Origin of the sequence: Micromonospora sp. NBC_00898 (genome assembly GCF_045207895.1) — a bacterium.
Taxonomy (GTDB): Bacteria; Actinomycetota; Actinomycetes; order Mycobacteriales; family Micromonosporaceae; genus Micromonospora.
The window spans coordinates 2698315-2724791 of sequence record NZ_CP108775.1 but is presented as its reverse complement, the minus strand read 5'-3'; the positions used below and the strand labels follow the sequence as shown (position 1 = coordinate 2724791).

At 69.6% G+C, this 26477-nt stretch carries 19 protein-coding genes and 1 pseudogene; 7 read left to right on the top strand and 13 right to left on the bottom strand.

Going from position 1 to position 26477, the window contains the following annotated elements; genetic code table 11:
- The first annotated feature begins 18 nt into the window (after positions 1-18).
- Complete coding sequence (locus tag OG799_RS13265; RefSeq protein WP_406045340.1) at positions 19-915, top strand: alpha/beta hydrolase; 897 nt, start codon at positions 19-21, stop codon at positions 913-915.
- 78 nt (positions 916-993) lie between these two features.
- Here OG799_RS13265 and OG799_RS13260 read toward each other — a convergent pair whose 3' ends face one another.
- From OG799_RS13260 to OG799_RS13250, 3 genes are all read right to left on the bottom strand, one after another.
- The gene (locus OG799_RS13260) at positions 994-1767 is read right to left on the bottom strand and encodes a hypothetical protein (RefSeq protein WP_406045339.1); all 774 of its coding nucleotides are present in this window, start codon (positions 1765-1767) and stop codon (positions 994-996) included.
- A 5-nt stretch (positions 1768-1772) separates the two neighbouring features.
- On the bottom strand, positions 1773-1994 hold the full coding sequence (locus OG799_RS13255; protein WP_406045338.1) for a hypothetical protein: 222 nt from the start codon (positions 1992-1994) through the stop codon (positions 1773-1775).
- 338 nt (positions 1995-2332) lie between these two features.
- A complete protein-coding gene (locus tag OG799_RS13250) occupies positions 2333-2656 on the bottom strand; it encodes a tetratricopeptide repeat protein (RefSeq protein WP_406045337.1) in 324 nt (107 codons plus the stop codon).
- A 77-nt stretch (positions 2657-2733) separates the two neighbouring features.
- On the opposite strand from OG799_RS13250, the gene OG799_RS13245 reads away from it, so the two are divergent.
- Positions 2734-4377, top strand: coding sequence for a glycoside hydrolase family 15 protein (locus tag OG799_RS13245; RefSeq protein ID WP_406045336.1), 1644 nt, complete (start codon positions 2734-2736; stop codon positions 4375-4377).
- A gap of 193 nt (positions 4378-4570) precedes the next feature.
- Complete coding sequence (locus OG799_RS13240; RefSeq protein ID WP_406045335.1) at positions 4571-5533, top strand: hypothetical protein; 963 nt, start codon at positions 4571-4573, stop codon at positions 5531-5533.
- A gap of 162 nt (positions 5534-5695) precedes the next feature.
- Here OG799_RS13240 and OG799_RS13235 read toward each other — a convergent pair whose 3' ends face one another.
- From OG799_RS13235 to OG799_RS13215, 5 genes and pseudogenes are all read right to left on the bottom strand, one after another.
- Entirely contained in the window at positions 5696-6949 is a 1254-nt protein-coding gene (locus OG799_RS13235) for an MFS transporter (RefSeq protein ID WP_406045334.1), read from the bottom strand.
- Complete coding sequence (locus OG799_RS13230) at positions 6949-8379, bottom strand: hypothetical protein (protein ID WP_406045333.1); 1431 nt, start codon at positions 8377-8379, stop codon at positions 6949-6951. The genes OG799_RS13235 and OG799_RS13230 overlap by 1 nt, the downstream gene beginning before the upstream one ends.
- Positions 8376-9485, bottom strand: coding sequence for a substrate-binding periplasmic protein (locus OG799_RS13225; protein WP_406045332.1), 1110 nt, complete (start codon positions 9483-9485; stop codon positions 8376-8378). Before OG799_RS13225 ends, OG799_RS13230 begins: the two co-directional genes overlap by 4 nt.
- 178 nt (positions 9486-9663) lie before the next feature.
- Complete coding sequence (locus OG799_RS13220) at positions 9664-9921, bottom strand: hypothetical protein (protein ID WP_406045331.1); 258 nt, start codon at positions 9919-9921, stop codon at positions 9664-9666.
- A 111-nt stretch (positions 9922-10032) separates the two neighbouring features.
- Positions 10033-10385 (bottom strand): annotated as a pseudogene (locus OG799_RS13215) (ArsR/SmtB family transcription factor).
- A 60-nt stretch (positions 10386-10445) separates the two neighbouring features.
- Between OG799_RS13215 and OG799_RS13210 the strand changes: the two are divergent.
- Positions 10446-11207, top strand: a complete 762-nt coding sequence (locus tag OG799_RS13210) for an inositol monophosphatase family protein (RefSeq protein WP_406045330.1) — start codon at positions 10446-10448, stop codon at positions 11205-11207.
- A 516-nt stretch (positions 11208-11723) separates the two neighbouring features.
- Here OG799_RS13210 and OG799_RS13205 read toward each other — a convergent pair.
- The 5 genes from OG799_RS13205 to rfbB form a co-directional block, all read right to left on the bottom strand.
- Entirely contained in the window at positions 11724-16736 is a 5013-nt protein-coding gene (locus tag OG799_RS13205) for a DUF4082 domain-containing protein (RefSeq protein WP_406045329.1), read from the bottom strand.
- Between the two features lie 12 nt (positions 16737-16748).
- Positions 16749-19958, bottom strand: coding sequence for a N,N-dimethylformamidase beta subunit family domain-containing protein (locus tag OG799_RS13200; protein ID WP_406045328.1), 3210 nt, complete (start codon positions 19956-19958; stop codon positions 16749-16751).
- A 372-nt stretch (positions 19959-20330) separates the two neighbouring features.
- Positions 20331-20456, bottom strand: a complete 126-nt coding sequence (locus OG799_RS13195) for a hypothetical protein (RefSeq protein ID WP_406045327.1) — start codon at positions 20454-20456, stop codon at positions 20331-20333.
- A 538-nt stretch (positions 20457-20994) separates the two neighbouring features.
- Complete coding sequence (rfbD, locus tag OG799_RS13190) at positions 20995-21966, bottom strand: dTDP-4-dehydrorhamnose reductase (protein WP_406045326.1); 972 nt, start codon at positions 21964-21966, stop codon at positions 20995-20997.
- Positions 21963-22973 carry a dTDP-glucose 4,6-dehydratase gene (gene rfbB / locus OG799_RS13185; protein ID WP_406045325.1) on the bottom strand — a complete coding sequence of 337 codons (1011 nt, stop codon included), beginning with the start codon at positions 22971-22973 and terminating at the stop codon, positions 21963-21965. The genes rfbD and rfbB overlap by 4 nt, the downstream gene beginning before the upstream one ends.
- An 84-nt stretch (positions 22974-23057) precedes the next feature.
- Here rfbB and rfbA point away from each other — a divergent pair, with 84 nt between their 5' ends.
- From rfbA to OG799_RS13170, 3 genes are all read left to right on the top strand, one after another.
- The gene (gene rfbA / locus OG799_RS13180) at positions 23058-23945 is read left to right on the top strand and encodes a glucose-1-phosphate thymidylyltransferase RfbA (RefSeq protein ID WP_406045324.1); all 888 of its coding nucleotides are present in this window, start codon (positions 23058-23060) and stop codon (positions 23943-23945) included.
- Positions 23942-24565, top strand: coding sequence for a dTDP-4-dehydrorhamnose 3,5-epimerase family protein (locus OG799_RS13175; protein WP_406045323.1), 624 nt, complete (start codon positions 23942-23944; stop codon positions 24563-24565). Before rfbA ends, OG799_RS13175 begins: the two co-directional genes overlap by 4 nt.
- A gap of 367 nt (positions 24566-24932) precedes the next feature.
- Positions 24933-26444: a sugar transferase gene (locus tag OG799_RS13170; protein WP_406045322.1), complete on the top strand. Its 1512-nt coding sequence runs from the start codon at positions 24933-24935 to the stop codon at positions 26442-26444.
- Positions 26445-26477: the final 33 nt, after the last annotated feature.

Genomic DNA, 26477 nt, shown 5'->3' with positions numbered 1-26477 from the left:
GGCGGCTACGGTTACCGGATGCTGATCACCCGACGTCGCCTCCTGCAGTCCCTCGGCGCCGCCGCCGGCGTCACCGGACTCGGCGCGGGCGGTGTCGCCCTGGTCGACGCCGAGGTGCTGCCCGGCCGGTCGGTGCTCAACCGCGCGCTGGGTCGCTGCGACGCCGGGCAGCCCGACGCGCCGCGCGGCGCCGCGCAGCCGCCGGTCACCGGCAGCTTCCGCTCCGCGGCGCGCCGCCGGGAGGTCGCCTTCGCCATCTCCTACCCGCCCGGGTACGCCCCCGGCGCGCAGCTCCCCGTCTGCCTGGCCCTGCACGGGTACGCCGCCGACGCCGGCACCGCGATCGCCGCCGCCCGGTACCCGGAGTTCCTGGCCGGTGCGCTGCGCGACGGCGTGGCCCCGTTCGCGCTCGCCGCGCCGGACGGCGGGAACGGGTACTGGCATCCGCACGCCGGCGACGACCCGCTCGGCATGCTGGTCGGCGAGTTCCTGCCGCTGCTCGCCGCGCGCGGCCTGCGTACCGACCGGGTCGCGGTGGCCGGTTGGTCGATGGGCGGGTACGGGGCGCTGCTGGCCGCGCTGACCCACCGCGACCGGTTCCGGGCGGTCGTCGCCACCTCACCAGCGATCTTCCACTCGTACGACGACGCCTGCGGCGTCAACGCCGGCGCGTTCGACAGCGCCGACGAGTGGGCCCGCTACGACGTGACGGCCCGGGCCCGGGAGTTCGCCGGGCTGCCGGTGCGGATCGCGATCGGCGCGGCCGACCCGTTCGCCCCGGCGGTTCGGACGCTGCGGGACCGGCTGCCCGATCCGGGTGTGGTGGCGATCGGCATGGGCTGCCACGACAACGACTACTGGGCCTCGGTCGCCCCCGACCAGGTGCGGGCGATCAGCGCGGCGCTCGCCGGCTGACCGCCTCACGTCCGGCGTCTTGAGCAGGGCCCGCTCCTCCGCGCTGCCCCAGTGGCACTCGCAGTTGCCGTCGTCGGGTCAGGACAGGCTCCGGCCCTGGTGGGTGCGCGACGCCTCGTCGCGCAGGGCGGTGCAGAGCCGGTGGTACTCGGTCTCGGTGCCGATCGCCGCCCGGTGTTCCGGGTGCGCCACGTAGTGTCGGATGACGTCGCTGAGGAACCACGGGTGCACCCACCCGACGGGGAAGCGGTCGAGGCGCCACGCTGGCCCGCGCCGCTGGACCAGCTCCGGGTGGGCGTAGGCGAGCCGCAGCGAGGTGTCGCTCAGCTTCGGCCGGGGCGGGCCGCCCGGTGACAGCGCCGCCCAGGGCACGACCACCGACTGGGCCGGGGTCCGCCACCACAGGCCGTCTGGCCCCAGCCGCGTCCGTAGTCCCTGCCACGCCACCACCAGGCACAGCGTCGCTACCGCTGCGAGGAGGACGGTCAGTGCTACGGCGATGATCTGCAGGTCCAAGGGCTTGTTCCGGTCGAACAGCGAGCCCGCCTGTCCGCCGGTCAGGAGCGTGACCGCCAAGGCGAGAGCGACGCTCGGCAGGCTGAGCGGAGACTCGAAGGACGGCACGTCAGGGCGTACCACGAGGGTCGGCGGCCTTTTCCGTCCCGTGGTCGCAAGCGTGAGCAGCACCGCGACCAGCACGGCGACCACGAGCCCGTCATACAGCAGCGCGAGGAGGAGTGCGTCGCGGGGGGCCGTGAGCCACCGCGACCCCGGGTAGGCGACGGCCACGGCCACGGCGGCGGCGAGGACGATGCGGCGCCGCCGGATCAGGGCGGCGGAGAGGGCGGACACGGGCGTCAGACTACGACCGGACCGCTGGCGGCCGGATTCGGTACCGGATGCGTGGCCTGGCAGGCGAGCCGGCGGTCCGCGTCGGCGGCGATCCGGTCGAGGATGTCGTCCAGTTCGAGGAACACCGCCCACCGCTCGCGGCCGGTGGCGTCGGCCAGCCGGTCCATGAGCAGCTCTTCCAGGTCGGTGACCCGCTTCCCCTTCCAGGCCTTGTCGGCCAGGCTCACCAGCAGGTCGTCGACCTCGATCCGGTCGCCCTGCCAGGCGGCGCGTGCAGCGTCTCCAACCGGGTCGCGACCTGGTCGGGCAGGGGCCGCAGCGGCGGGTCGCCGGGCGCGGTGAGGGCGTCGAGATCGACGCTGCGCTCGGGCAGGTGCCGGCTGGTGGCTTCGGCGAGGTCGGCTCCGGTGTGCGGAGTGACCGTCAGGAGCGCGGCGCCTCCGGCACCGACGGGCAGCGCGGGGTCGGCAGTCAGCAGAGGCAGCAGTTGTCTCTTCGTGGAAGCGGTTTCGTCCTAGCCAGGGAGGCGGCGCGGCCGGACCGCGGTGACCTGAGCCCTGCCAACTCACTGAATCGCCCGTAGCGCCTCGCGGAACTCGGCGGTGGCCGGCTCGTGCGGGTAGCGCCGGTGCAGCTCCGCGTCCACCTCACCGGCGACCAGGAGCAGCGAAGGCAGCGACCGTCGACCGGCGGCGAAGGCCGCCAGCCCTGTACCGACCGCCTTCTCCAGGTCACCGGCTCGCGCAGCGGTGGCGGCCAGGGTGAGCCGCGCCTCGGCCGTCCGCATGGGCGATCGGTCCGTGCCGCCCGGGGCGGTGGCCTCCCGGATGACCTCCGTGGCGAAATGCTCGGCGAGCCGGTCGTCCTTGGCGAACCGGTAGGCGTCCATGGCGTAGAACAGCCACTTGGCGGGATCGACCTCGAAACGGTGGATTCTGCACGATCTCGCCGTACGGCGTCGACTATGTGCGCAAGCAGTTGTATCTGCCCGGCACGCCGATCCTGATCACCCGGTTTCTCAGCGCGGACGGGGTCGGTGAGGTCGTCGACTTCATGCCGGTAACGGGCGAGGAGGCCACCGACCGGCACTGCATCGTGCGGATTATCCGGGTGGTGCGGGGGAGCATGCGCTTCCGGATGGACTGCCAGCCGCGGTTCGACTACGGCCGCGAGCCGCACACGGTGGAGTTCAGCCTCCAGGGCACGGCCTTCCGCAGCCGGGACCTCACCCTCACCGTGGACCCCATCCACCACGGCGACACCCCGCTCAACCCCCAGGACTTCCGGCAGGACGAGCAGGGCGGAAGCACTATCCTCGGCGTTCTCCACGAGGGCCACTCCGGTGGATTGGTCATCCACACCGCGTCGTCCGAGCCGCCCCGCGTCGTCTCGCCGGCGGAGGCAACGGAGATGTATGAGCGGACCCGGGACTTCTGGCGGCGCTGGCTCGACTGCTCCCGGTACACCGGGCGGTGGCGGGAGATGGTCGAGCGCTCGGCGATGACGTTGAAGCTCATGACGTACGCGCCGACCGGTGGGCTGGTCGCCGCCCCGACGGCCGGGCTGCCCGAGCAGATCGGTGGCGAGCGCAACTGGGACTACCGGTACACCTGGATCCGTGACGCGTCGTTCTCGGTCCGGGCGTTGCTCGGGCTCGGCTTCACCCACGAGGCCCGGCAGTATCTGGACTGGCTCAGCGCGCGGATCCAGGACGCCGAACGGGACGGTGTGCTTCCGCAGGTCGTGTACCGGGTGGACGGCTCCCGGGACCTCGCCGAGGAGAGGTTGGACCACCTGGAGGGCTATCGCGGCTCCAGCCCGGTGCGGGTCGGCAACGACGCCGCAGGCCAGCTGCAGTTGGACAGCTACGGCGAGGCACTGAGCTGCCTGCACCTGGCCGACGTTGAGGGCCTGCCCGGGTCTCACGCGGTGTGGCGGGACACGGTCGCGGTGCTGGACTGGCTCTGCGACCACTGGGATCAGCCGGAGGACGGCATCTGGGAGACCCGCGGCGGTCGGCAGGACTTCACGTACGGCAGGCTGATGTCCTGGGTGGCGTTCGACCGGGGGATCCGGCTCGCCCACCGGCGCGGCCGGCCGGCCGACATCGCCCGCTGGGCGCGCGCCCGGGACGCGGCGTACGACCAGATCATGACCCGAGGCTTCCACTCCGGACGGCAGGCGTTCGTCCAGCACTACGCCAGCGACATCCTGGACGCGTCCCTGCTCGCCATGCCAGGGGTCGGCTTCGTGACCCCGACCGACCCGATGTGGCAGTCGACGCTGCGGGCGATGGACGCGGAGTTGGTCTCGGACAGCCTCGTGTACCGCTACGACCCGGGGGCCTCGCCCGACGGGCTGCGGGGCAGCGAGGGCACCTTCACCATGTGCACCTTCTGGTACGTCCAGGCGCTCGCCCAGTCCGGCCGGCTCGACGACGCCCAGCTCACCTTCGAAAAGATGCTCACCTACAGCACCAGCCTCGGTCTCTACTCAGAGGAGATCGCGCCGACGGGCGTGCAGATCGGCAACCTCCCGCAGGCGTTCAGCCACCTCTCCCTGATCAGCACCGCGATGGCCCTCGACGAGTTGCTCGACGCCCGCCGGTGAGGGCGCCGGTGGAGAGCCCGCCGGCGCCCACGACGTCACTCCTCGGCGTCGTGGACGGCGCTGAGGTCGACGAACCGGCGGACCACCACGCCCTGTCCGACCGGCCCACCCGGCTCAGGCTGGTCGTCCGATGGAGGTGGAACCCTCCCTTCTAGAGGGTGGAGCGAAGTCTCTTCACACGGGGGTCCACATCATGGAAATGAAACGACGGACGATGCTGCGCGGCGCGGCCCTGGCGGGAGCTGCGGCGGCGACCGGGCTGGCCGGCGGACTGGCCGGAGCGGCGTCGGCGAGCGCAGCCGACACCACCGACGTGGTCAACGGGCCGTGGCTGGTCAGCGTCGGCTGGGGCGTCCTCCAGGTCAACCCGGGGCGCACCACCCCGCAGCAGCTGCTCACCGAGGGCAACGACGCCACCACCTCGCCCGACGGCCGGTACGTGGCCTTCGTCAACAACGCCTGGTCGAGCGACGGTCGGCTCACGCCGTACGTGTCGCTGCTCGACCGGGTCACCGGCGGGATCCGGCGGCTGCTCGCCGACCCGCCCGGCGTCATCTACGGCGCCCCGACCTGGTCCCCGGACGGCACACAGCTCGCCCTGGTCATCGGGAACGACACCCTGATCGCCGTCGACGTGGCCACCGGCGGCCGGCGGGTGCTCGTCCAGGGGCATTCAATGTCCGGTCCCAACTGGTCCCGGGACGGCTCCATGATCGTTGTGCGCTGGGTCAGCCGCTCCGAGGGCCCACAGTTGCGCATCCTGGAGGTTTCCACCGGCAAGCTACGGCGGATCTACCTGCCCGAGGCGGCCGGCGAGATGTTCGACGGGCCGGTCTTCATGCCCAACTCCGAGAGGGTGGTGTTCTGCACCAACCGCTGGACCCGCGACACCGAGGTCCCGAGCGGCCGGGCGCTCGGGTCGGTGCGGATCGACGGCACCGGGCTGAAGCGGCTCACCGACACCCCGCGGCTCTACCTGTCGCCGGTGTTCTCCCCCGACGGCCGCTACTGCGCGGCGCTGTCCGTGCCGCCCACCAACGAGTACCCGGACGGCGGCAACATCATCGTCTCCACCAGCGGCTTCGGCGAGCCGTGGTGGATCCCGGGCGACGAGTACGTCGACAGCAGCCGGCTGGACTGGGCCCGCGCCATCTGATCCCACCCATCCTCCGAAGCGGCGGCCCGCCGGCCGCCGCTTCGGCGTCTGCCGACACCGTCGCGCCGTCCGCGCCGGTGCTGGCCTGGACCCAGGGTCACGAGGTACGCCGGGACGACAGCACCGCCCGGGCGTTGAAGGCTGTCAGGCAGGGGGGCTTCATCAGTTCTCACGTCGCTGATCGGTGGATGCGTTGACCCGCATTCCGAGCTCAGCGGCCAGCTGCCTGTTCCGTTGGGTCGGTGCGGGCCGGTGGGTCCGGGGCATCCGGCGAATCGCCGGCACGGCCAGGCCGACCAGCACCAGCCCGACGCCGGCCCATACCCCGAAGGCGAACGGGGTGGACCGGTTGTCCGCCAGCACTCCGAGCGCGGGGCGGGCCACGGCGATGCCGGCCCCGCCCAGGCACGCGGTAAGCCCGAAGACCATGGCGCGTACCGCCCGTGGGGCGACCTCGTTGGTGAAGACCTCCAGCACCGTGGTGCCCAGGGCGTACCCGAGCCCCATCACCGGCAGGAACAGGAACGGGCCGAGCCACTGCGCCTGACTGGTGGCCACCAGGGTGGCGAAGACGAGCACGAACGCCGTGGTCACGGCAACCCGACGGCGTCGCGCGTCCACGTATCCGGCCACCAGCCCACCCAGCACCGAGGCGGCCGCGAACGCCGCGTACATCCACCCGGTGACCCGCGGGGTCAGGTCAAGTTCCAGCGCCAGCGGCTGGAACAGGATGCGTGGGCTCCAGCCGAAGAAGAGCAGCAGGGCGCCCAGCCACACGGCCCGGCGGACTCGAGCGTCGGCCGCCGCCCACCGGATGTCCGCCACCACGGAGGAGAACGTGGAGACCACCCGCGACTCCCTGATCTCCGGCAGCGTCAGCGCGAGCAGGAACGCCACGCCGCCCATGGCGGCGGTGACGGCGAACGGTAACCGCGGGTCCACCTCGTACAGGTAACCCGCGGCCAGCAGTGAGAGCAGTACGGAGACGTTGCCCACCGCTCGCACCAGACCGAACGCCTTGGCCGGGCTGAGGTCCGGCTCGGCGGCGCACAGTTCGTACAGGTAGGTGCTGGCCGCCCCGGACGCCAGCGCCCACAGCACCCCCCACAGCACCCATGCGCCGAACAGCACCGTCCCGGATCGGATCTGGGTGATCGCCGCGAAGGTCAGCACCGTCCCGCCGGCCAGGGCCAGGTACGTGCGCCGCCGCCCGATGAGGTCCGCGACCACCCCCAGCGGGAATTCGCAGACCACCGAGACAATCCGGAACACCCCGTCCGCGAGCACCGCCGTCGTCAACGGGAAACCCAGGTCCAGGAGGTAGATCAGCCAGACCGGGAACCAGAACTGCACCTCGAGCAGGAACTGGGTGATCGCGAATGTGCGTATCGCACGGCTGCGGAGCGCTGCCCTCATCAGCTGTTGTCGCGGCGGAAGAAGAGGTAAACGACCACCAGCAGCACCGACACCACCCCCGAGGTGACGAGGATTGCGTCCGCCGGCTGCGAGGCGACCCACTCCACGATGGAGGAGCGCCCCAGGTCGTAGATCGCCATGTCGGGATCATTGGCGATCGACCGGCCGAACTCGGTCACCGACAAGGCGGTGCCGAGAATCGACGTCACGGCGATGCCCAGCAGGATGAGGTCGGTGAACATCACCGACCGAGCCGTACGTCTCGCGGCGAGTTCGGCCAGCCGCCGGTCGCAGACACCGACCTTGAACCGCACCGGCTGCGCCAGAAGGTCCTCGTAGTCCCAGAACTCGAGGATCGCATCCATCTCCACGCGTACGGCTCGCTTCAGGTACTTCGACAGGTTCTGGCGCTCCATGATGATCAGCTCGGCCCGCTGGCTCAGGCTCACCAGCTGTCCCTTCAGCTGCTCGAGTTCCCACCGCGAACCCGCCGCCGCCGCGGAGTCCGCAAGGATCTTCGACAGCCGGGTGTCGATCCGGTCGAGAACCCCGTAGAAGACCTGGGCGTAGCGCAGGGCGTCCCACTGGTCGCGGAACGGGTCACCGGGCAGCATCCGCCCGCCCGCGCCCGTCCGGTCGACGAAGATGTAGTTCAGCCACCGGACCAGGTGGTTGATCTCGCCGTCCAGTAGCCGCTCCGCGGGCGCCCGGCTGTCCCCGGCCATCACCACGTCCTTGATCCAGTGCCGCACCACGTGCTCGGCACCCGGTTCCGACGGGTCCACCACGAGGCTGCGGGTGACCCACAACGGCTCGCCGAACTCCGCTGTCACCGGGTCGTCCTCAGGTGTTGCGGCGACCAGTATCCGCTCGTCCCTGTCCGCCGCACGCAGTAGCCGCAGGATCGGATCCAGGTACCGGTGTGCGGTCTCCCGCGCGACCCGCTCACCCATTGCCACGGCCTGGGCCTGGAGGTCGTCGAGGCGGGCATCGAGGCCGTCGGTGTGCTCGGTGAGTGACGGTGCCACGTCCGCCAGCATCTCCAGCAGCATCAGGCCGTGGTCGTAGAGACGGAAACTGATCTCGACGACGCCACGGTGCAGGGCATCGGTGGCCCCGTCGAACTCGTCCGGCAGGTGCCGCGGTCGCAGCACGCCGGTGAGCACGTGCAACGGGCGTTCCACCGCGTGGTCGCTGATGGTGCGGTAGAGGTTCAACGAGCTGGTGGCTCGCGCGTGCTCCAGCACGACGGTCGAGGGCGGCCCGGGCCCGTCGGTCCCCGGCCCGGGGGCCAAGCCTTCCAGCAGCGCGTCCAAGGCCGGCTGCTGCTCGGCCCAGAACTGCGCGTACGCGGTGGGATCGCGCAGCGACGCTCCAGGGACGGCGTAGTAGTCCACCACCACCGGGGCGAGGATCCGCAGTTGGGTCATGACCCTCCCGCCCCGAGTTGCAGGGCGCGCGCGTCGACGTGGAGCACCCGGCCCTGCGCCGGTCCGTTTGCGACCTTCACCTTCACGAGGATCCGTCTGGATGGCACCGTCCCGAGGCCCTGGCTTGACCGTGCGCCGGCGGAGCCGACGAACTCCTCGGGCCAGGCGAGCACCCGTGCCCGGGTACCCTGCGGGGCGAGAAGCACCAGCCTCCCGCTGCTGTCCAGCAGCTCCACCAGGCCTGTCTCGCCCACGGGAGCGAGCGTGACCTCCTGGTACGCGGACGGCGTGAGCTCCGCGACGATCGTCTCGTACTCGTCGCTCTGACGCATGCTCGCCAGCATCTTGTTGAACTTCTTCATCACGGCGGCGGCCTCGGCGGTCTCCGGCATCATGAAGTAGAGACCTTCCACCGAGTGCACCAGCGGGCTGTCGCCCGGCAGGTGGCCGAAGTCCGCCGCGTCTCCGGCGAAGGATGGGTCGGTCAGCACCGCTCGGCCTGAGAGCAGCCCCTCGGCGAGTAGGTCGATGCGGCCGTCGGCCAGGGCCCGGAAGCCCTCCTGCGCCGTGTCGAACTCCACGAAGTTCCCGACCGCGGACTCCAACTCGTCCCAGTACTCGTACCCGGCTATGCCGCCTACCCGCAGGGCGCCCAGATCGGACGCGGAGGAGACCCTCGGCTCGCCGCCACGACGGTTGTAGAACAGCACGTATTCGAAGTCGATGAGCCGGTCGGAGAGCAGGAAGTGGGCGCGCCGCGACTTGCTGCTGACCAGTGGGAACACCCCGACTGAGGCCCCGGAGGTGACCTGGTTCTCGGCCAGGGACCACGACGTGTAGCTGACCTGGGGGGCGTATCCGGACCGCTTGAGGACCTCGACGACCAACTTGGTGATCGGTCCGCCATCGGGCAGCGTCTGGCCCACGAAAGGCGCCCAGGAGCCGCTCGAGACCAGTACCGGCCGGGCCGGTGCGATGGGGGAGGTGCGCAGTCCGGCCGACACGATCACCGCCGACACGACCACCACCAGCGACAGGACCAGCACCGGTCCCCAGGCGTGGAGCGGCTTCATCAGGGCGGCTAGCCGGCGTGACGTCGGAGGCATGGTTGATCATCCTATCCGGACGACACAAGCCACGATCCACTGTCGCGACGCGGGGAGCGTGCTCGTCGGGAGGATGACACCGCACCGCGGAAGGCCGCCCGCCAAGCCGCCGAAGGCGCCCGCTACCCGATGAAATAGGGCTCACCGGTCGGGCCCCGCCCGCACGCGTCCTCCGGGGTCACTCCCGCCCAGCGCCGCCACGCTGACGTTTCGCCCTGGCGATCTCGCCCGGGATCGGCAGCCGGTACAAGGGGATCAACGCGGTGATCACGGCCACGCCGAGGACGGGGAGCAGGGCGCCCAGCAGGGTTCCGGCGGCGATCCAGAAGGGTGCGAGCAGGAAGCGCCTGCTGATGGCTCTCGTGCCGACGGGATCGACGGTGGTGCCGAGCAGCCGGTGACCACGGCGCGCGTACGCCCAGATGGCGTTGAACACACAGGCTGCCAGTAGACCTCGGCCACCGACGATTTGATTCCGACCCTGTGCAGGATGTCCACCACTTTCGGTTCTTCCTTCCAGGTTGGTTCTCGTCTGGCCTTCATGAATTCACTGCTGTGTGCCGCGCTGGTCTTTCCTGCGCTGAACCGTCTCGGCGATCCGCTTGATGCGCCGGAGCCTGGCGTCCCACGCTGCCCCCACCGAGGACAGCTGCGCGACCGCGCGAGCAAGTTGCGTCTCGTCCACCCGGTACCTCCTCTCTCGCCCGGCAGGCGTGGTGTGCACCAAGCCGACGCGGTCGAGCACGCCGAGATGTTTCGAGATGGCCTGCCGTGACACGGGCAGTTGCTCACTGAGGCTGGTGGCCGTGCCATCGCCATCCGTCAGGGGCAGGTCGAGCATCCGCCGACGAATCGGATCCCGACCGCGGACCACAGGTCGTCGTCGACGGCGGCGGTCATGGGGTTGACACCAGCCGCGCGAGGTACTCCCCGAGTCGGGGAACGAAGGTGTCCCAGCCGATGCTGTGTTCGCGGTACTGCTCCGCCAACTTCGCGGCCTCCCAGCCCATCTCCCGGAACCCGGTCTCGGTGAGCCGGATCCTGGTGCCCGTGGCCATCGGGCTGCCCGCGTACGTGGTCGGCATCGCGTTCTGCGAGCGGGGCTCGCCGGTGCTCGGCGTGGTCCACGACCCGGTCGCCGGCCGCACCTGGCCGGCGGTGCGCGGGCAGGGCGGCTTCGTGCATGCCGCCGGGCCGTCCGGTCGGCCGCTGCGGGCGCCGCGCCGGCCGGTGCCGTCCGCGCCGGTGCTGGCCTGGACCCAGGGTCACGAGGTACGCCGGGACGACAGCACCGCCCGGGCGTTGAAGGTGGTGCTGGACTCCACCGCCCGCCGGGTGTTGCAACTGTGGGCGCCGCTGCTGTCCTGGGTGATGCTGGCCCGCGGCGACATCGACGGCATCGTCGGCTACCGCCCGGAGGCGGTCGACCTGCCTGCCGGGATGCTCCTCGCCGCTGAGGCCGGCACGGTCGTGCGGGCGCTCGACGGGGGGTGTTTTCGACGACCGGTACGGCTGCCCGGCCGAGCGGCGCAGCTTCGTCGCCGGCCCGCCGGAGAGTATCGACCGGCTGGTCAAGCTGGTCACCGCGGCGCAGTGGATCGAGCCGCAGGTCCGCCACCTCACCCCGATCAGCCTCACCACCGTCGGCTGGTGAACCTTTGTCGCACCGAAGAGGGCTCTGGCTCGGTGCCGTTGTCGCCCGCCGTGAATATTTGCGGGTAAGAGGCTCGTTGCCGGAGTTGCCGATGACGGGCTTCTGCGCTCGGCTGGAGCGGGTTCCGCCGCATGGCGCGCCGGCACTGGCGCACCGGCGCACGGGAGATTCTCGGGTCCCTGAGCCGGCGGTACTTCCTCGAGCAGGCCAGGCGCTACCTGCCGGAGCTCGCGCGCCGAGATCTCGTGGCCGCGCCCGCCGGGGTCCGCGCCCAGGCGCTGCGCCGCCGAGGGTCGCTTGTGGACGACTGCTGCATCACGACGCGTCAGCGTGTGACGCTGGTCCGCAACGCTCCGTCACCCGCAGCGACATCGTCGCTCGCCATCGCTGAGCACATCTGCCACGGGGCGCTCGCGGCGTCGGTGTCAAGACCTCGCGTAGACCCAGGTTGCTGACGATCGGCTACCAGGCCGTACCGCGAACGAGCTGATCGCCGAACTGAGTGCGGCGGCGGTGACGGAAAATTTCGCCGCGATCGACGAGTGGCTCTGAGCGACTTTGAGAACTCCTCCCACCCGGCGACGTCACTGGTCGGACTCGGTCACCGGAGTCGGCGGGCGGCCGTTGTTGGTGATCCCGATGCCGCTGAGGACCGGTGTCCTGCCGGCCGCGGTCGTCGACATCTCGACCCGGTACTGGATGTACCGCGAGCTAGCGTCGACACGTCCGCCCTGGTCAACCGTCACCCAGCCGGTCCAGGACCCGTCCGGTGTGGCGGTGTTCCCGGTGCGCACGCTGATCCGCAACGACGTTCCCCGCGGAACGTCCGCCCGGTAGATCAGGCGATCCCACGTCACCATCTGCCGAGCATCCAAGACCCGCGAGAACTGACTGCCGCGCTTGGTGTAACCCGACAGGCGCACCCAGTCGATGAGGAGCTGCCTTCCGTCGGCTTCCGTGTCCCGGGTCACGGCGCGCATCGACGACGCGGGTGCCGCCTTCGAGCCCACCAACTTGCCGTCGACGTAGAACGAGAACCCGGTGCTCGTCCAGTCGATGCGGTAAACGTGCGGAGTCCCGATCAGGCTGGCGGGTAGCTGGATGGTCTGCCGCCCGGAGGCATTGACGCCGGCGTACAGGGTCCCGTTCCGGACGCCGAACGTCGCCCACGGGTCGCTCCGGGTACCGGCGGCCAGACCGGCCCACTGCCCATCGTGACCCGTGAAGGTGGCCCGGAAGACCAGCGATCGACCGGGGCCGAAGGTGGCGCGCGTTGCGGCGGATCGGCCGTCGAGGACGAGGTTGCCCCGGACGAATGTCGCCGCACCGCCGGGCGCCTCGACCCCCTCTTGCCAACCCGACGACAGGGTCGAGGTGGTGAACTCGGCCCCAGCGGCGGGTGCCAACGACAACTCGCCCAGGTCGTCCTGTTGGACGTACGTGGCGTTCGCGCCGTTGGTCGTCCGGAACTGCGCCGCCGTCCGGTCCGCGACGCCGTTGCCTGCGGAGACGAATGCGGCCGGCGACTTGCCTGCGGCAGGCCACTCCGAGACGTTGCCCGCCGCGTCGACGCTCCTCACGCGGTAGTAGTAGGTCGTGCCCGTCTTGAGCCCGCTGGCCACCACGGTGTGCGTGGTGTCGCGCCGGTCGCTGTAGAGCCTGACGAGAGCCTCCGGAGTCTCGCCGACCAGCAGAGCGGCGTCCGCATTCTCGTCCGTGCGCCAAGTCACCGCGGCTGTCCCGTCGGGAAGCGGGAAGGCGTCCACGCCGGACAGCAGGGGAGCCTTCCTGTCGAGCGCCGTCGTGGTGAGGCTCTCGACACCCGAAGTCGCCGTTCCGGTCGGCCCGTGGACCTTAACCCGGTAGTAGTAGGTCGTAGACGGCTTGAGTCCCTCCAGGGTGAAGGTGCGACGCCCACCCTGCGTCCCGTCCAGGACGCGTCCCGTCAGCTCGACCGGTGAGATGCCGTAGACGACCTCGGCCGCGCTCGCCGTGCTGCCGGCCACGTCGAGCGTCGCCGTGCTCGCCGTGACCGTCCGCACGGCGGTCGTCGCCATGGTAGACCCCGAGTTGCCGTAGTTGGCGACGTAGGTGCCGGGCGCGGCGAGGAACATCGCGTACTCCACGCCCTTGATGGTGGTCTTCGTGTACGCCACGGCGCTGCCACCGCGCGTCAGCCCGGTCAACGTGCTGCCGTTGGGGCCGAGTGTCGGCACCATGCCGGTGAGTCCGTTCGCCCCCGAACCGACGTTCACGGTGAATGACAGCGTGTTGGCAGCCCACGAGACGCCGCTGTACGACGAGCCGTTCCGGCCGTTCAACCACGTCAACATCTGTCGGGCGGTCACCACCGGCACGCCGTGCGCGGTGGCCGAGGCCAGCAACTGGTCGCTTTGGAAGGTCGTGGCGTTGTCGGTATGCATGTTGGCGGTGAAGGCACCGTAGTAGCCGAGCGGGCCGATCGCGTTCTCGAGCAAGGTGTCGGGTGTGAACGGGTAACTCTGGTCGGACTCGTCTGTCATCTGCGTGGCGACCTGGTAGACGTCGATGAAGCTGCCGGTCTTGTCGGTGAAGCGCATCGGCATCCCGGATCCGGTCATGAAGCCCGGCCGGTCGCTGATCCAACTGCCCGGCCAGTAGTAGTAGTTCGTGTCCAATCGGATCCCGTGGGCCAGCTCCGTGGCCGGTTGGCTGGACCAGTCGGACCAGACGATGCAGTGGTAACGGTTGGTGATCGGCGTCGGCAGGCTCGAGTACTTCTGCGACCAGGCGCTGAGCTGGTCGGCGTAGTCCGACTCGAGCGAGGCGGGGGTGAAGTTGTTGCAGTTGTTCCCCACGTGCAGGCCGACCTCGAACCCGGCGCTGTTGTACGCGGCGGCCTGGGAGTTGCTCAACGGGGTGTTCGTGTAGACGTACGACGTGAAGCGCAGGCACTGCCAGTCGTCAACCACGCAGCCCGGCGCGCTGTTCGCCAGGTACTGGTCGAACCGGCCCGCCGTGCCTCCGTTCGCATGGTCGTCACCGGTGGCCACGACCACCGCCTTGGCGCTGCGCGGGAAGTACCAGAAGCGCGGCAGCGGCTTGCGGTCCAGGTTCATCATTCCGATCAGGTTGGCCAGGAGCCGTTGCTGCTCGTCGGCCTGAGGGATCGCGGCCTTGGCGAGGTTGACCCAGTCGGTGCTGTTGCCGCCGAAGTACAGGTCGTCCGATCGGATCGGCGACTGGCCGTCGCGTTCCTGCTTCTCCCACGCTGGATTGCCCTGCCGGGTGTAGACGATCGACCGAGGCAGCTCGTACGTGAACGAGGCCGCCTGCCCTCCGCCGGTGCCGACGTTGACCAGCGACACGGCGGGGTTGCTCGTCGCTGTGCTGGCGTTGGAATACAGCGTCGCCACCGCCCGGGCGCCGTTGAGGGTGTAGCGGTCGGCGGTGCCGTGGAACTGGATCGTCTGGTTGGTGATCCCCGCACCCGGAGCGACGGTCGAATCGACCTTGAGATAGCCCTCGGCCAGCGTGTTCGTCGTGGTGGCCAGCCCCAGGAGCGGGGCGAGCTGCTTGTCGGGCCGGAAGGCGATCAGGTTGCCGCCGGCGGTCACCCAGTTCGCGAACATGGTGACCTGGGCGGCGGTCAGCGGCATCGACCCGAGCAGCACGACGTCGTACTGGTTGAGCGTGGTCGCGGAGACGGTGGACAGATCGGCGGTGGCGAACTGGTTCAGACCTTCGGCGCGCAGGATCTCCGCCGTGTAGGGGCTGAACTGGCTGGCCGACGTCGAGGAGTTGGTGATCACGAGCAGTGACCCGCCGGGGCCCTGTCCGGGCCCGGGTGGTGGCGGCGCCGCCGTGGTGAAGGACCAGCTGACCGGCGACATGACGTTACCCGCCGCGTCCCGCGCTCCGCTGACGGTCGCGGTGTACGACGTCGAGCTGGACAGGGCCGAGGAGGGGGTGAACGTGGCCGTGGTGGTCGCGGGGTCGTAGCCGACGGTGCCCGACACCGCCCCGCCGGGACCGGTCAACGTCATGGCGATGGATGATGCCGTGACCGCCTCGCTGAACGTGGCGGTGACCTTTGCCGAGGTGGGCACGCCGATCGCGTCGGGCGCGGGGGCGCGCGAGGTGACTGTCGGCGCGGTCCCGTCGGCGGCCGTGGTGTCGAAGACGACATCCACCCAGTAGTTGCTCGCCTGGTACGTGTTGGTCGGGAAGCCGCCGCCGCCGTACAGGTAGACGCCGTTCCCACCGTCGACCCCGTTCGCCAGGGCCGTGAGTGGGCCGCGGGACACCGCGGACGCCAACCCGTTGTTGGTGGCCGAGTAAAAGCCGACGTTGGTGTGATACGAGGCGACGTAGGTCGTGTTGGCGGCGATCTGGACGGGCGCGGGCAGGGTCGCCGTCTGCCAGCCGGAGGCGCTCTCGCCGCTGAAGGTCACGGTCGCCAGCCGGGTGCCGGTGCGACTCCACAGCGAGCCGGTGTGCGCGCCGGTATTGCTCGATCCCTTGTAGAACCGCAGGCCGGTGATGTATCCGGCGGTGGAAGTGCGGAACTTGACCCCCAGCTCCACCGCCGAGCTGTCGTTGACGTTGACCACCGCCGGGACCGTGGAGTTCGGCCAGATCGTGCACGGGCAGGCGGACCCGGACGCCGCCGTCGTGAACGACCAGGAATAGGGGGCCATGGCGTTGCCGCTGGCGTCGGTGGCACCGCTGACTCGGGCGGTATGGCTCGTCGAGGGCGACAGGGCGGCGCCGGGTGTGAAGGTCACGATGCGACTGGTGGCGTCGTACGCCGTGCTGCCGGGCACCGCGCTGCCGTTGGCGGTCACGTCGAGCCGCACGCTGCCGGCCTGCACCGGCTCACTCAGCGTTGCGGTGACCGTCGTGGTCAGCGGAACGCCGGTGGCGTTGCTCGCCGGGCTCGTGCCGGTGACGGTCGGCGCCGTGGTGTCCGCTGCCGCCGAGTCGAAAACGACATCCACCCAGTAGTTGGCCGACTCCCACGAGTTGGTCGGGAAGCCGCCGCCGGTGCCGTACCGGTAGACGCCATTGAAGCCGTCGACGCCGTCCCGCAGCGCGTGCAGCGGCGCGTTGTCGACGCCCGACGTCGCGAAGTATCCGCTGTCGGCGGCGTAGCGACCGTTCGGGGCGTAGTACGAGATCACGTACGTGGTGTTGCCGTTGATCGGGATCGGGGCGGGGAACAGCGCCTGCTGCCACCCGGTGGCGGTCTCACCGGTGAACGTGACGGCGCCGAGGTTCGTGCCGGTGCTGGTCCACAGATGTCCAACGTGCGTGCCGGTGTTGCCGCTGCCCTTGTAGAAGCGGACGCCGGTGACGAAGCCGTCGACGTCGGACCGGAACTTTGTGCCGATCTCCACCGCCGCGGTGTCGGGATCCGACGGGGTGCCCGGAGTCGTCGTGGCGCTCCAGATCGAGCAGGGGCAGGTGGCGGCGGCGACCGGGCTTGCCGGGGCCAGGACGACCGGCGTCCCGAGGGCCAGTACCAGCGCCAGCACCGCCGCGACGCGGTTGCGTACCCGAACGGCGCCGCCGGCGCGCGAGCGCCCGAACCCGGCGGTGAACGCACTCTTCAGCATGAGAATCGCCTATCAGCTCGCCGTGGTGAACACCACGTCCACCCAGTAGTTGCTCGACCGCCAGGAGTCGGTGGGGAACCCGCCTCCGTAGCGGTACACGCCGTTCGGGCCGCCCTGCCCGTCGGCCAGGGCGTGCAGCGGCGCGTTGTCCACGCCAGAGGTTGCGAAGTAGCCGCTGTCCCCGGCGTAGCGACCGTTCGGCGCGTAGTACGAGACGACGTACGTCGTGCCCGCGGTGACGGACACCGGCGTCGCCAACGTCGCCTGCTGCCAGCCGCCGGCGGTCTCGCCGCTGAACGTCACGGTTCCGAGGAGCTGTCCCGCGCTGCTCCACACGTGGCCGACGTGGGTGCCGGTGTTACCGGTCCCCTTGTAGAACCGGATCGCGGTGATCTGGCCCGCGACGTCCGACCGGAACCTGACCCCGAGCTCCACCGCGGCGGTATCCGGATCGGACGCCGTCGTCGGCGTCGACGAACTGCTCCAGATACTGCACGGGCACGCCGGGTTCGGCGTCCCAGCGGCGGTGGTGAACGACCACGACACCGCGGACATGACGTTTCCGCTCGGGTCGGCCGCGCCGCTCACCGTCGCCGTGTAGGTCGTTCCCGCTGCCAGGGCAGCCGACGGCGTGAACGTGGCGCGCCGCGCGGTGGCGTCGTAGGAGAGGCTACCCGTCAGGCTGCTGCCGTTCGGGCCCCTGAGCGACATCGAGATGGTGCTGCTCTGAACCGGCTCGCTGAAGGTGGCAACTACCGTCGTGTTGGTCGGGACCCCCGTCGCGCCCGCGGCAGGCGAGCGCGCCGTTACCGTCGGGGCCGTCGTGTCCGGCCCGGACGGGGTCGTCGTGAACACGACGTCCACCCAGTAGTTGGCCGACTGCCACGCCAGGGTGGGGAAACCGCCGCTGGCGAAGTAGCCGTAGACGCCGTTCGGCCCGTTCGAGCCGTCCTTGAGCGCGTGCAACGGCGCGGCGTCTCTCCCCGAATTCGCAAAATAGCCGGTGTCAGCGGAGTAGCGCCCGCTCGGGGCGAAGTAGGAAACGACATATGTTGCGCCGGCCGTCAACGGCACCGGCGTCGACAGGTTCGCCTGCTGCCACCCGGTGGCCGACTCTCCGGTGAAGGTGACGCTCGCCAGCAGTTGCCCGCTGGCGGTCCACAGGTGACCCACGTGGGTGCCGGTGTTGCCGGCCTGCTTGTAGAAGCGGACCGCGGTCACCTGCCCGGCCACGTCGGAGCGGAACTTGACCCCCACTTCGGTACCGGCGGTGTCGGGGTCCGGTCCTGAAGCAGGGGCTTCACCAGTGCCCCAGATGCTGCACGGGCACGTACGCGCCTCGACCGTGACCGACACGGACGCCGGGCTGCCCATGTTCGCGCTGTCATCGGTGGCCCGCGCCATGACTGTCGCGGTCCCCGTTCCACCCGGAGTCCACGAGTAGCTCCACGCTGACCGGCCGTTCGCCGGGTGCCAGCTCGCTCCGCCGTCCGTCGACACCTCCACGCCGCCGACGATGCCGCCGCCAGAGTCGGTCGCCGTCCCCGAGACGGTGACCGTCGAGCCGGCCGGCACCGAGGAGCCGCCGGCCGGAGCCGTGATCGTGGTGACCGGAGCGGTCGCGTCGGTGGACGGGCTCGCCGCGGTGAGCCCGGACTGAAGCGTGGCCGGCTGCACCCCCATGTCCGCCAGGAGGTTGACGGTGACCTGCCGCATCGGGGTGCTGGCGGCACCGGAGCCCCGGTCGTGGTTGCTGTCCAGACCCCAGGACCATTGGATGGTGCCGGCTCCGAAGACGAGGGCGCCGCTGGGTGCGCGGTAGAGGGTCAGGTGGTGGGTGGCGTTGCCGGTGCCGTACGTGGACCCGTAGTCGAGCAGCACCTGAACGCCGGTCGCCGTGGTCGTGGACAGGCGGATCAGGCCGTCTGGCCGGAACCCGTTGTCGGCGTCCTGGTCCCACTCGTATCCCACGGTGCCCGAGCCGAGGGTGGCCGTGGTCCCGGGCGCGAGCGAGGCTACGGACGTGCCACGCCAGAACCGCAGCTTGCCGTCGGCGGCGGGAACCTGCAGGGGGACCGTACCCGAGTTGACCTTGAACATGGTCCCGGTCAGCGCATTCTCGGGGCGACCGCCGTCGGCCGGTGGGCTGAACCGAGGGTCGCGCCAGGTTCCCGTCCAGGTCGGCGGATCCGCTGGGTCGATGGCGGCGTTGGCGTGGGTCTCCTTGTAGGAGACGAGGGTGCGGTAAGGCGTGCTCGAGCCGTCGATGCTGTTTTCCCAGCGCGTCTTCCAGAACACCTCGTTACCGCTGAAGAAGGCCAGGTGCACGCCCGCGTCCCGAGCTGCCTCGACGTTGGCCCGCTGCGGGCCCGACCAGTATTCGTCGTGGCCTACCGACAGGAACACCTTGTGGTTCTTGAGCAGCGCGCCGCGGGCATCGGTGTCGGCGCCGGACAGGTAACTGACGTCGTAGCCGTTGGCCTCCAGGAACCGGACCATCGGGTATTCCGCGTTGAACACGAAATCCTCGGGGGCATTGCCGCGGGTCGCGAACGGCCGGTTGTAGCTGACCTTGTAGGCGCGACCCGCGGGCGAACCGGCATAGAGGCTGTTCCCGCCGTACTGGTTGTAGGCCTGCCAGGTGGTGTCGGACGTCTGGAAGAGCACGTCCGAGCGGCTGTTGTCGTTTCGGACGACGAAGAACACGTGGCTCGCGCCGCTGGTGCCATCGGTGCGGACGAGTTTCGCGAAGTAGATGCCCGAGACGGCGTCGGTCGGCACCGTCCAGGAGGCGGAGACGGCCCAGTTCCCGCAGTCGATGAGACCCGTTGTGGCGGCGGTCAGACAGGCCGGCTGGGACTGGCGGCCGACCGGGCTGACGGAGGTGATCAGCCGTGCCCCGTTGCCGGCGTAGTAGCCCATGCGGTAGATGTCGAGCCGGTACGACATCGCGCTGGTTTTGACCTTGAAGCTCTCGGTCTCTCCGACGTTGACACTCATTCGGGTCGCGAAGCCCTGGATGGACGAGCTACCGGAGCCGGAGATGCCCCAGGTGCCGCTCGGCGTGCCCGGCTTGCTGTTCTCGCAGGCCACCGGATTGACGAGCGGGGCGCAGGGATCCGCTGCCACGGCGGGCCCGGCGTTGACCGGCAGCGCGAGGGTAACCAGCAACAGCGTCACGACGATGGCGGAGCGAGCCCTGAGCGCAGGGAAACTGGTCATTTCGGTCGCCTCTCGGCCGGCCCCGCGACGGGTATCGTCGTCTGGATTCAGTTGCTCTGGCAACGGCCAGGCCATAGCGCTTGCCCAGACCCGACCTGGGGCCACGCCCGTCGATCGAGCCTGGGGTGGACGATGCGCTCACCGCCTAGATGGGATGCATAGAGGCTGCTACCAGGCCTGTCGGGTGTCAATCGTTGATCTGACAGACCGGTGTCGAAGACGATCATTGACACAAAACTGGCATGCGGTACTTTCCGTGCACCCAGACCGCGTCAGTGGCGACAGCATCGACTGGATCCGATCGGAGGTGGTGGAGGACCTGTGGCCCCGCAGCGGGGCCAGTTCGGCCGGCATTGACGTACGGCGGAGCTGTCAGCGGGCCACCGCGATCAGCGACTTGGGCAGGCCCATCAGCCGCTCGGTCCCGATCTGCGACTTCGGGAAGAGGTGCTGCATCTGCGTGTAACCCACCAGCTCCGTCCACAACACCTCGACCACCGCATCCTCGCGGCTGGCCGCGGCCGAGTGCGTGAGCGGCCACCGGTAGGCCAGCGCGGCACGGGCTCACACCGGCAGGAACTGCATGCCCGGTGCCAGCCAGTGCGGCTTGATCGGAAAGTAGCGGTAGGGGGTCTGCACCCGGTGCCGGTCGGCGAGCGCGTGCACCGACTCCGCGAAACGCAGCCGCCGTTCATGCCCCCCCCCGACGTGCTCGAGCGGGGAGTTGGGGGAAAGCGAGATCGTGACCGCGGGCCGCAATGTGGGCGGGCAGGTTGCATGCGTCGCCGTGATCCACCTCGGCCCACGCGGGAAGGTCGGCGGGCGGCGGCTCCAGGTTGACCACGTGTATGTGCGCGGGCCGGACGGCTGCTCTGGTCCAGGTGTCCACGCGACCGCCGAGGTCGATGACGGACATCTCCGCGAGGTTCGGGAACGTCTCTGACAGCCAGCCGGCGCGGGCTTGTCGACGCCTGGCCCCCCAGGATTCCTCGCCGTCTACGAGGCGGTTGCGCAGCGCGTTGACATCCGACGGGTCCTATCGGCGGGGCGGGTTGGTCATTGCCAGATTCGCTGCCTTGAGGTTGCCCTCTTGACTTGACGATCGCGCTGACTGTGACGGAGGCGAGGTTTCGCTGTCCATGTGGGACGCAGAGGGCGCCAGTGCCTGGGCCAGGGCTGCGTGCCAGTCCGGCAGGGGTTGCAGGCCGGCGGCGGTCCAGCGTTGGTGGGCCAGGACGCTGTAGGCCGGGCGGGGTGCTGGGCGGGGGTACCGGTCGCTGGTGGTGGGCCGGATGCGGTCGGGGTTGAGGCCGCGCAGGTTGAACGCGGCGCGGGCGAGGTCGTACCAGGTGGTCTGTCCCGAGCAGGTGCCGTGGTAGATGCCTGGTGGGGCGTGGTCGGCGAGGGCCGTGCCGGTCAGCGCGAGGAGTTGTTCGGCCAGATGGTAGGTCCAGGTGGGTTGGCCTCGCTGGTCGTTGACCACGTCGAGCCACTGGCGTTCGTGGGCCAGCCGGAGGATGGTGGTGATGAAGTTGGGTCCGTGTTGGCCGTAGAGCCAGGCGGTGCGCACGATGTAGCCGGTGTGGGGGAGGAGTTGGGTGATGGCGAGTTCGCCGGCGAGTTTGCTGCGTCCGTAGGCGTTGATGGGGGAGGTGGGGGCGTCTTCGGGGTATGGCTGGGTGGCGTCGCCGGGGAAGACGTAGTCGGTGGAGATGTGGATCATCCGCGCGTTGGTGGTGGCGCAGGCTGTGGCGAGGTGGGCGACGGCGTTGCCGTTGACGGCGGTGGCGGCCTCTTCCTGGGTCTCGGCGGCGTCGACGTTGGTCCATGCTGCGGTGTTGATGACGAGGTCGTGGCCGGTGACGGCGGCGCGGACGGCGTCGGGGTTGGTGATGTCGAGTTCGGTGCGGGTGGTGGCGGTGACGGACAGGTCGTCTCGGGTGCGTAGGACGGCGAGGAGGTCTCGTCCGAGCATGCCGCCGGCGCCGGTGATGAGCAGCCGGCTCATGCAGTGATGCCCAGCTTGGCGCCGGCTTTGAGTGGTTCCCACCAGGCTCGGTTGTCTCGGTACCACTGCATGGTCTGCGCGAGGCCGTGGTCGAGGTCGATGCTCGGCGTGTACCCGAGTTCGTTTCTGGTTTTGGTGATGTCGAGGGAGTAGCGGCGGTCGTGGCCCTTGCGGTCGGCGACCGGCACGACCCGGTCCCAGCCGGCGTCGCAGGCTTCGAGGAGCCGGGCGGTGAGTTCTTTGTTGGTGAGTTCGGTGCCGCCGCCGATGTGGTAGACCTCCCCGGCGCGGCCCTTCTGGAGGGCTAGTGCGATGCCGATGCAGTGGTCGTGGACGTGCAGCCAGTCTCGGGTGTTGCCGCCGTCGCCGTAGAGGGGCACGGTGGCGCCGTCGAGCAGGTTGGTGACGAACAGGGGGATGACTTTTTCGGGGTACTGGTAGGGCCCGTAGTTGTTGGAGCAGCGGGTGATCACGACGTTCATGCCGTGGGTGCGGTGGTAGGCCAGGGCGAGTAGGTCGGAGCTGGCTTTGGAGGCGGAGTAGGGGGAGTTCGGTGACAGCGGCCAGGTCTCTGTCCAGGAGCCTTCGTCGATGGATCCGTACACCTCGTCGGTGGAGACGTGCACGAACCGGTGGGTTCCGTGGCGCAGGGCGGCGTCGAGCAGGGTCTGGGTGCCGAGCACGTTGGTGGTGACGAACGGGGCGGCCCCGGCGATGGAGCGGTCCACGTGGGACTCGGCGGCGAAGTGCACGATCACGTCATGACCGGCAACGACCTCGTCGACGAGCGCCGGGTCGCAGATGTCGCCCCGCACGAACCGCAGCCGCGGATCGTCGCGCACCGGTGCGAGGTTTTGCAGGTTTCCGGAGTAGGTCAGCTTGTCCAGCACGGTGACCGCGGTGGGTTCGAGGTGCGGGTCGGCCGGGAAGCTCCCCGGCGCATTCAGCAGCATCCGCACGTACTCAGACCCGATAAACCCGGCTCCGCCGGTGACGAGGATCCTCACGGGTACTGGAGTCTACGCGACGTTCGGTAGCCATATCGCCGCATTGCGACACCAACCGGGTGTTTCCGCAGGTAGCCTCCCGCCATGCGCGGAATTCTTCTTGCTGGCGGTACTGGGACTCGCTTGTGGCCGCTGACTCGTGCGGTGTCCAAGCAGCTGATGCCGGTCTTCGACAAGCCGATGATCTACTACCCGCTGTCCACCCTGGTCATGGCGGGGGTGCGGGAGATCCTGGTCGTCACCACGCCGGAGGATCAGGACCAGTTTCGCCGCCTGCTCGGTGACGGCGGCCAGTTCGGGCTGCGGCTGGAATACGCCGTGCAGGCCCGGCCGGAGGGGATCGCGCAGGTCTTCCTCGTCGGCGCGGACTTCATCGGCGCCGAGTCCGTGGCACTGATCCTGGGCGACAACATCTTCCACGGCGTCGGCCTGGGCCGGCAGCTCGCCGGCCACGGCGGGCTGGTGGGTGGGCGGATCTTCGCCTACCCGGTGGCCAACCCCGCCGCGTACGGGGTGGTGGACTTCGACGCGGCCGGTCGGGTGCTGTCGATCGAGGAGAAACCTGCCCGCCCCCGCTCCCGCTACGCGGTGCCCGGTCTCTACTTCTACGACAACCGGGTGGTCGACATCGCCGGCAAACTCACCCCCAGTGGCCGGGGCGAGCTGGAGATCACCGCGGTCAACGAGCACTACCGGGAACTGGGTGAGCTGTCCGTGACCGTGCTGGACCGGGGCACCGCCTGGCTGGACACCGGCACCGTCACCTCCATGATGCAGGCCGCCGAGTTCGTCCGGGTCATCGAGGAACGCCAGGGCCTGAAGATCGGATGCATCGAAGAGGTGGTCTGGCGGGCCGGCCTCATCACCGACGAGCAACTACGCACCCTGGCCGAACCGCTGACCAGGAGCGGATACGGCACCTACCTGCTCGGCCTGCTCGACCAGCAGCAGGACGGGGATGTGCGGGGATGAAGATCCGGCCGCTGAGCATCGACGGGGGCTGGGAGATCACCCCCCAGCAACACGGCGACCCACGCGGACTGTTCACCGAGTGGTACCGCTTCGACCGGCTCGCCGCCGCGGTCGGACACCCGCTGCGGCTCGCCCAGGCCAACCTCTCCGTCTCGGCCCGCGGCGTGGTCCGTGGCATCCACTTCGCCGACGTGCCACCCGGCCAAGCCAAATACGTCACCTGCGTACGCGGAGCGGTCATCGACATGGTCGTCGACCTCCGGACGGGCTCACCGACCTTCGCCCAGTGGGAGTCCATCCGCCTCGACGACGTCGACCGCCGCGCCGTCTACCTCGCCGAAGGCCTCGGGCACGGCTTCTGCGCGCTCACCGACGACGCCACTCTCAGCTACCTCTGCTCCACCACCTACAACCCTGGGGCCGAGCACGCCGTGCACCCCCTCGACCCGCAACTAGAGATCGACTGGCCGACGGAGGCGCCGCTGCTGTCCACCCGCGACGCCGCCGCGCCGAGCCTCGCTCAGGCAGCCGAATCCGGACTGCTGCCCGACTACGAAACCTGCCGGTCATTCGTGGCCAGCCTGGATTCAGGCACAGCACCCTTCCTCGAGCGAAGGTAGTTTTCCGTGCCGCTGCTACGGGTGGAGCCTCACGCGCCCGGCACCGGCACTTTCTGACACCTCCTGCAACCCGGGTGCACGACCGCCGCCAAGGATGGTAGGCGGCAGCTGGGGGGCCCACTGGGTAAACCAGGACAATCTCCCTATCCGGCGCGTTTAGCCGCCAACGTTGTCGATTGGGACGCAGAGCTCAAAACCGGGAACTATGCTGGCGGAGCGGGCCTGGAGCGACATCCTCGTCGAGCCCCGGTCTGTCTCGCACGCGCTTCCTGGAGCCTTCCTCCAGGAAGCGCAGTTTTCGCGTGTACCACATCATCTCGATCCGAGATCACCATCCGTACGACGGGTGGTTTATCGACGTGCGCAAATGGAGGACGGAGTGCAGTCGGTTGACCTCACAGCGGTTCTCGACCGTACAGCCATCCGAAACGGCTCGACAACGCCGACGGATCCAGCTGGGCGGCCGCGGAGTGGCTGGCAGTTCCGTTACGTCGTCACACTGTGTCTGGTCGACCTTCTGGTGGGACTTACGTCGGCGGCCGCAGCCATGGGCCTTCGATTCGGTCCCCAGACCGCCGCGCCGTACAACCGCGTCCATCTCTGGCTCACCGTTGCTCTGCCATTCGCCTGGATGGTCGCTCTGACCCTGAACCGCGCATATGAACGACGCCATCTTTTCGTCGGGAATGATGAGTACGCTCGGGTGTTTCGATCGGGTCTCGCTCTTACCGCCACCGTGGCAATTGTTTCGTATGCGTTCGAATTCCGACTCGCCAGAGGCTACGTGATCATGGCGATGCCACTGGTCATCCTCGCCGGCGTCGGGTTGCGGTACCTCCTCCGTCAGCGCCTGCACCGCTCGTGGGCACGCGGTCAACGCTTGCACCGGGTGATTCTGGTCGGGCACGAGTTCGCCGTCGCCGAAATGGCCAGAAGGTTGCGCCGCGAGCGCTTCCACGGACTCGGCGTGGTCGGCGCCTGCCTGCCGCGCCGCCCGGACGAGTCGCCTCGCGATGGCTCGCTGCCGCCGGTCCTCGGCACGTTCGAGGACGTGTCGAATGCCGTCAGTAGGGCAGGCGCTGACACCATCGTCGTACTCTCCTGCCCTGAGATCGCGGGGACCGCCCTGCGTCGGTTGGCGTGGCAACTGGAACGCGACGACGTCGATCTCGTCGTCGCCAGCAGTCTCGTCGATGTGGCCGGCGACCGCACCACCGTCCGGCCGGTGGACGGGTTGCCGATGCTGCACGTCGAGCACCCTCGTCTCAAGGGCGGCCGGCGGGTCGTGAAGACGGTCTTCGACCATGTGTCGGCGCTGCTGCTGCTGATTCTCGCCGCCCCGCTGCTGCTGGCGATCGCCCTGCTGATCCGGCTGAGCCCGGGTGCCGGTGGTCCCGTGATCTTCCGGCAGGAACGGGTGGGCAGGAACGGCCAACCGTTCGTCATCTACAAGTTCCGGACGATGTACGTGGACGCCGAAGACCGCATGGTGGAGCTGCTCGACCGCAACGAGACCGACGGCGAGCTGTTCAAGATGCGCCACGATCCTCGGGTGACCCCGGTCGGGCGCTGGCTGCGCCGGCTGTCGCTGGACGAGCTGCCGCAGCTCGTCAACGTACTCAAGAGCGACATGTCGTTGGTCGGACCTCGGCCGCCGCTGGAGCGCGAGGTCGCCAACTATCCGTCGGACATGCGCCGCCGCCTGGTGGTCAAGCCCGGCCTGACCGGGCTGTGGCAGGTCTCCGGCCGCTCCGACCTGTCGTGGGAGGAGTCCATCCGGCTCGACCTGTCGTACGTGGAGAACTGGTCGTTGACGATGGACATGGTGATCTTGTTCCGCACTTTGAGCGCCGTCGTCAGAAGTTCCGGAGCCTACTGACAGCGCCGCCTCTGTCATCCACAACAGATGCGC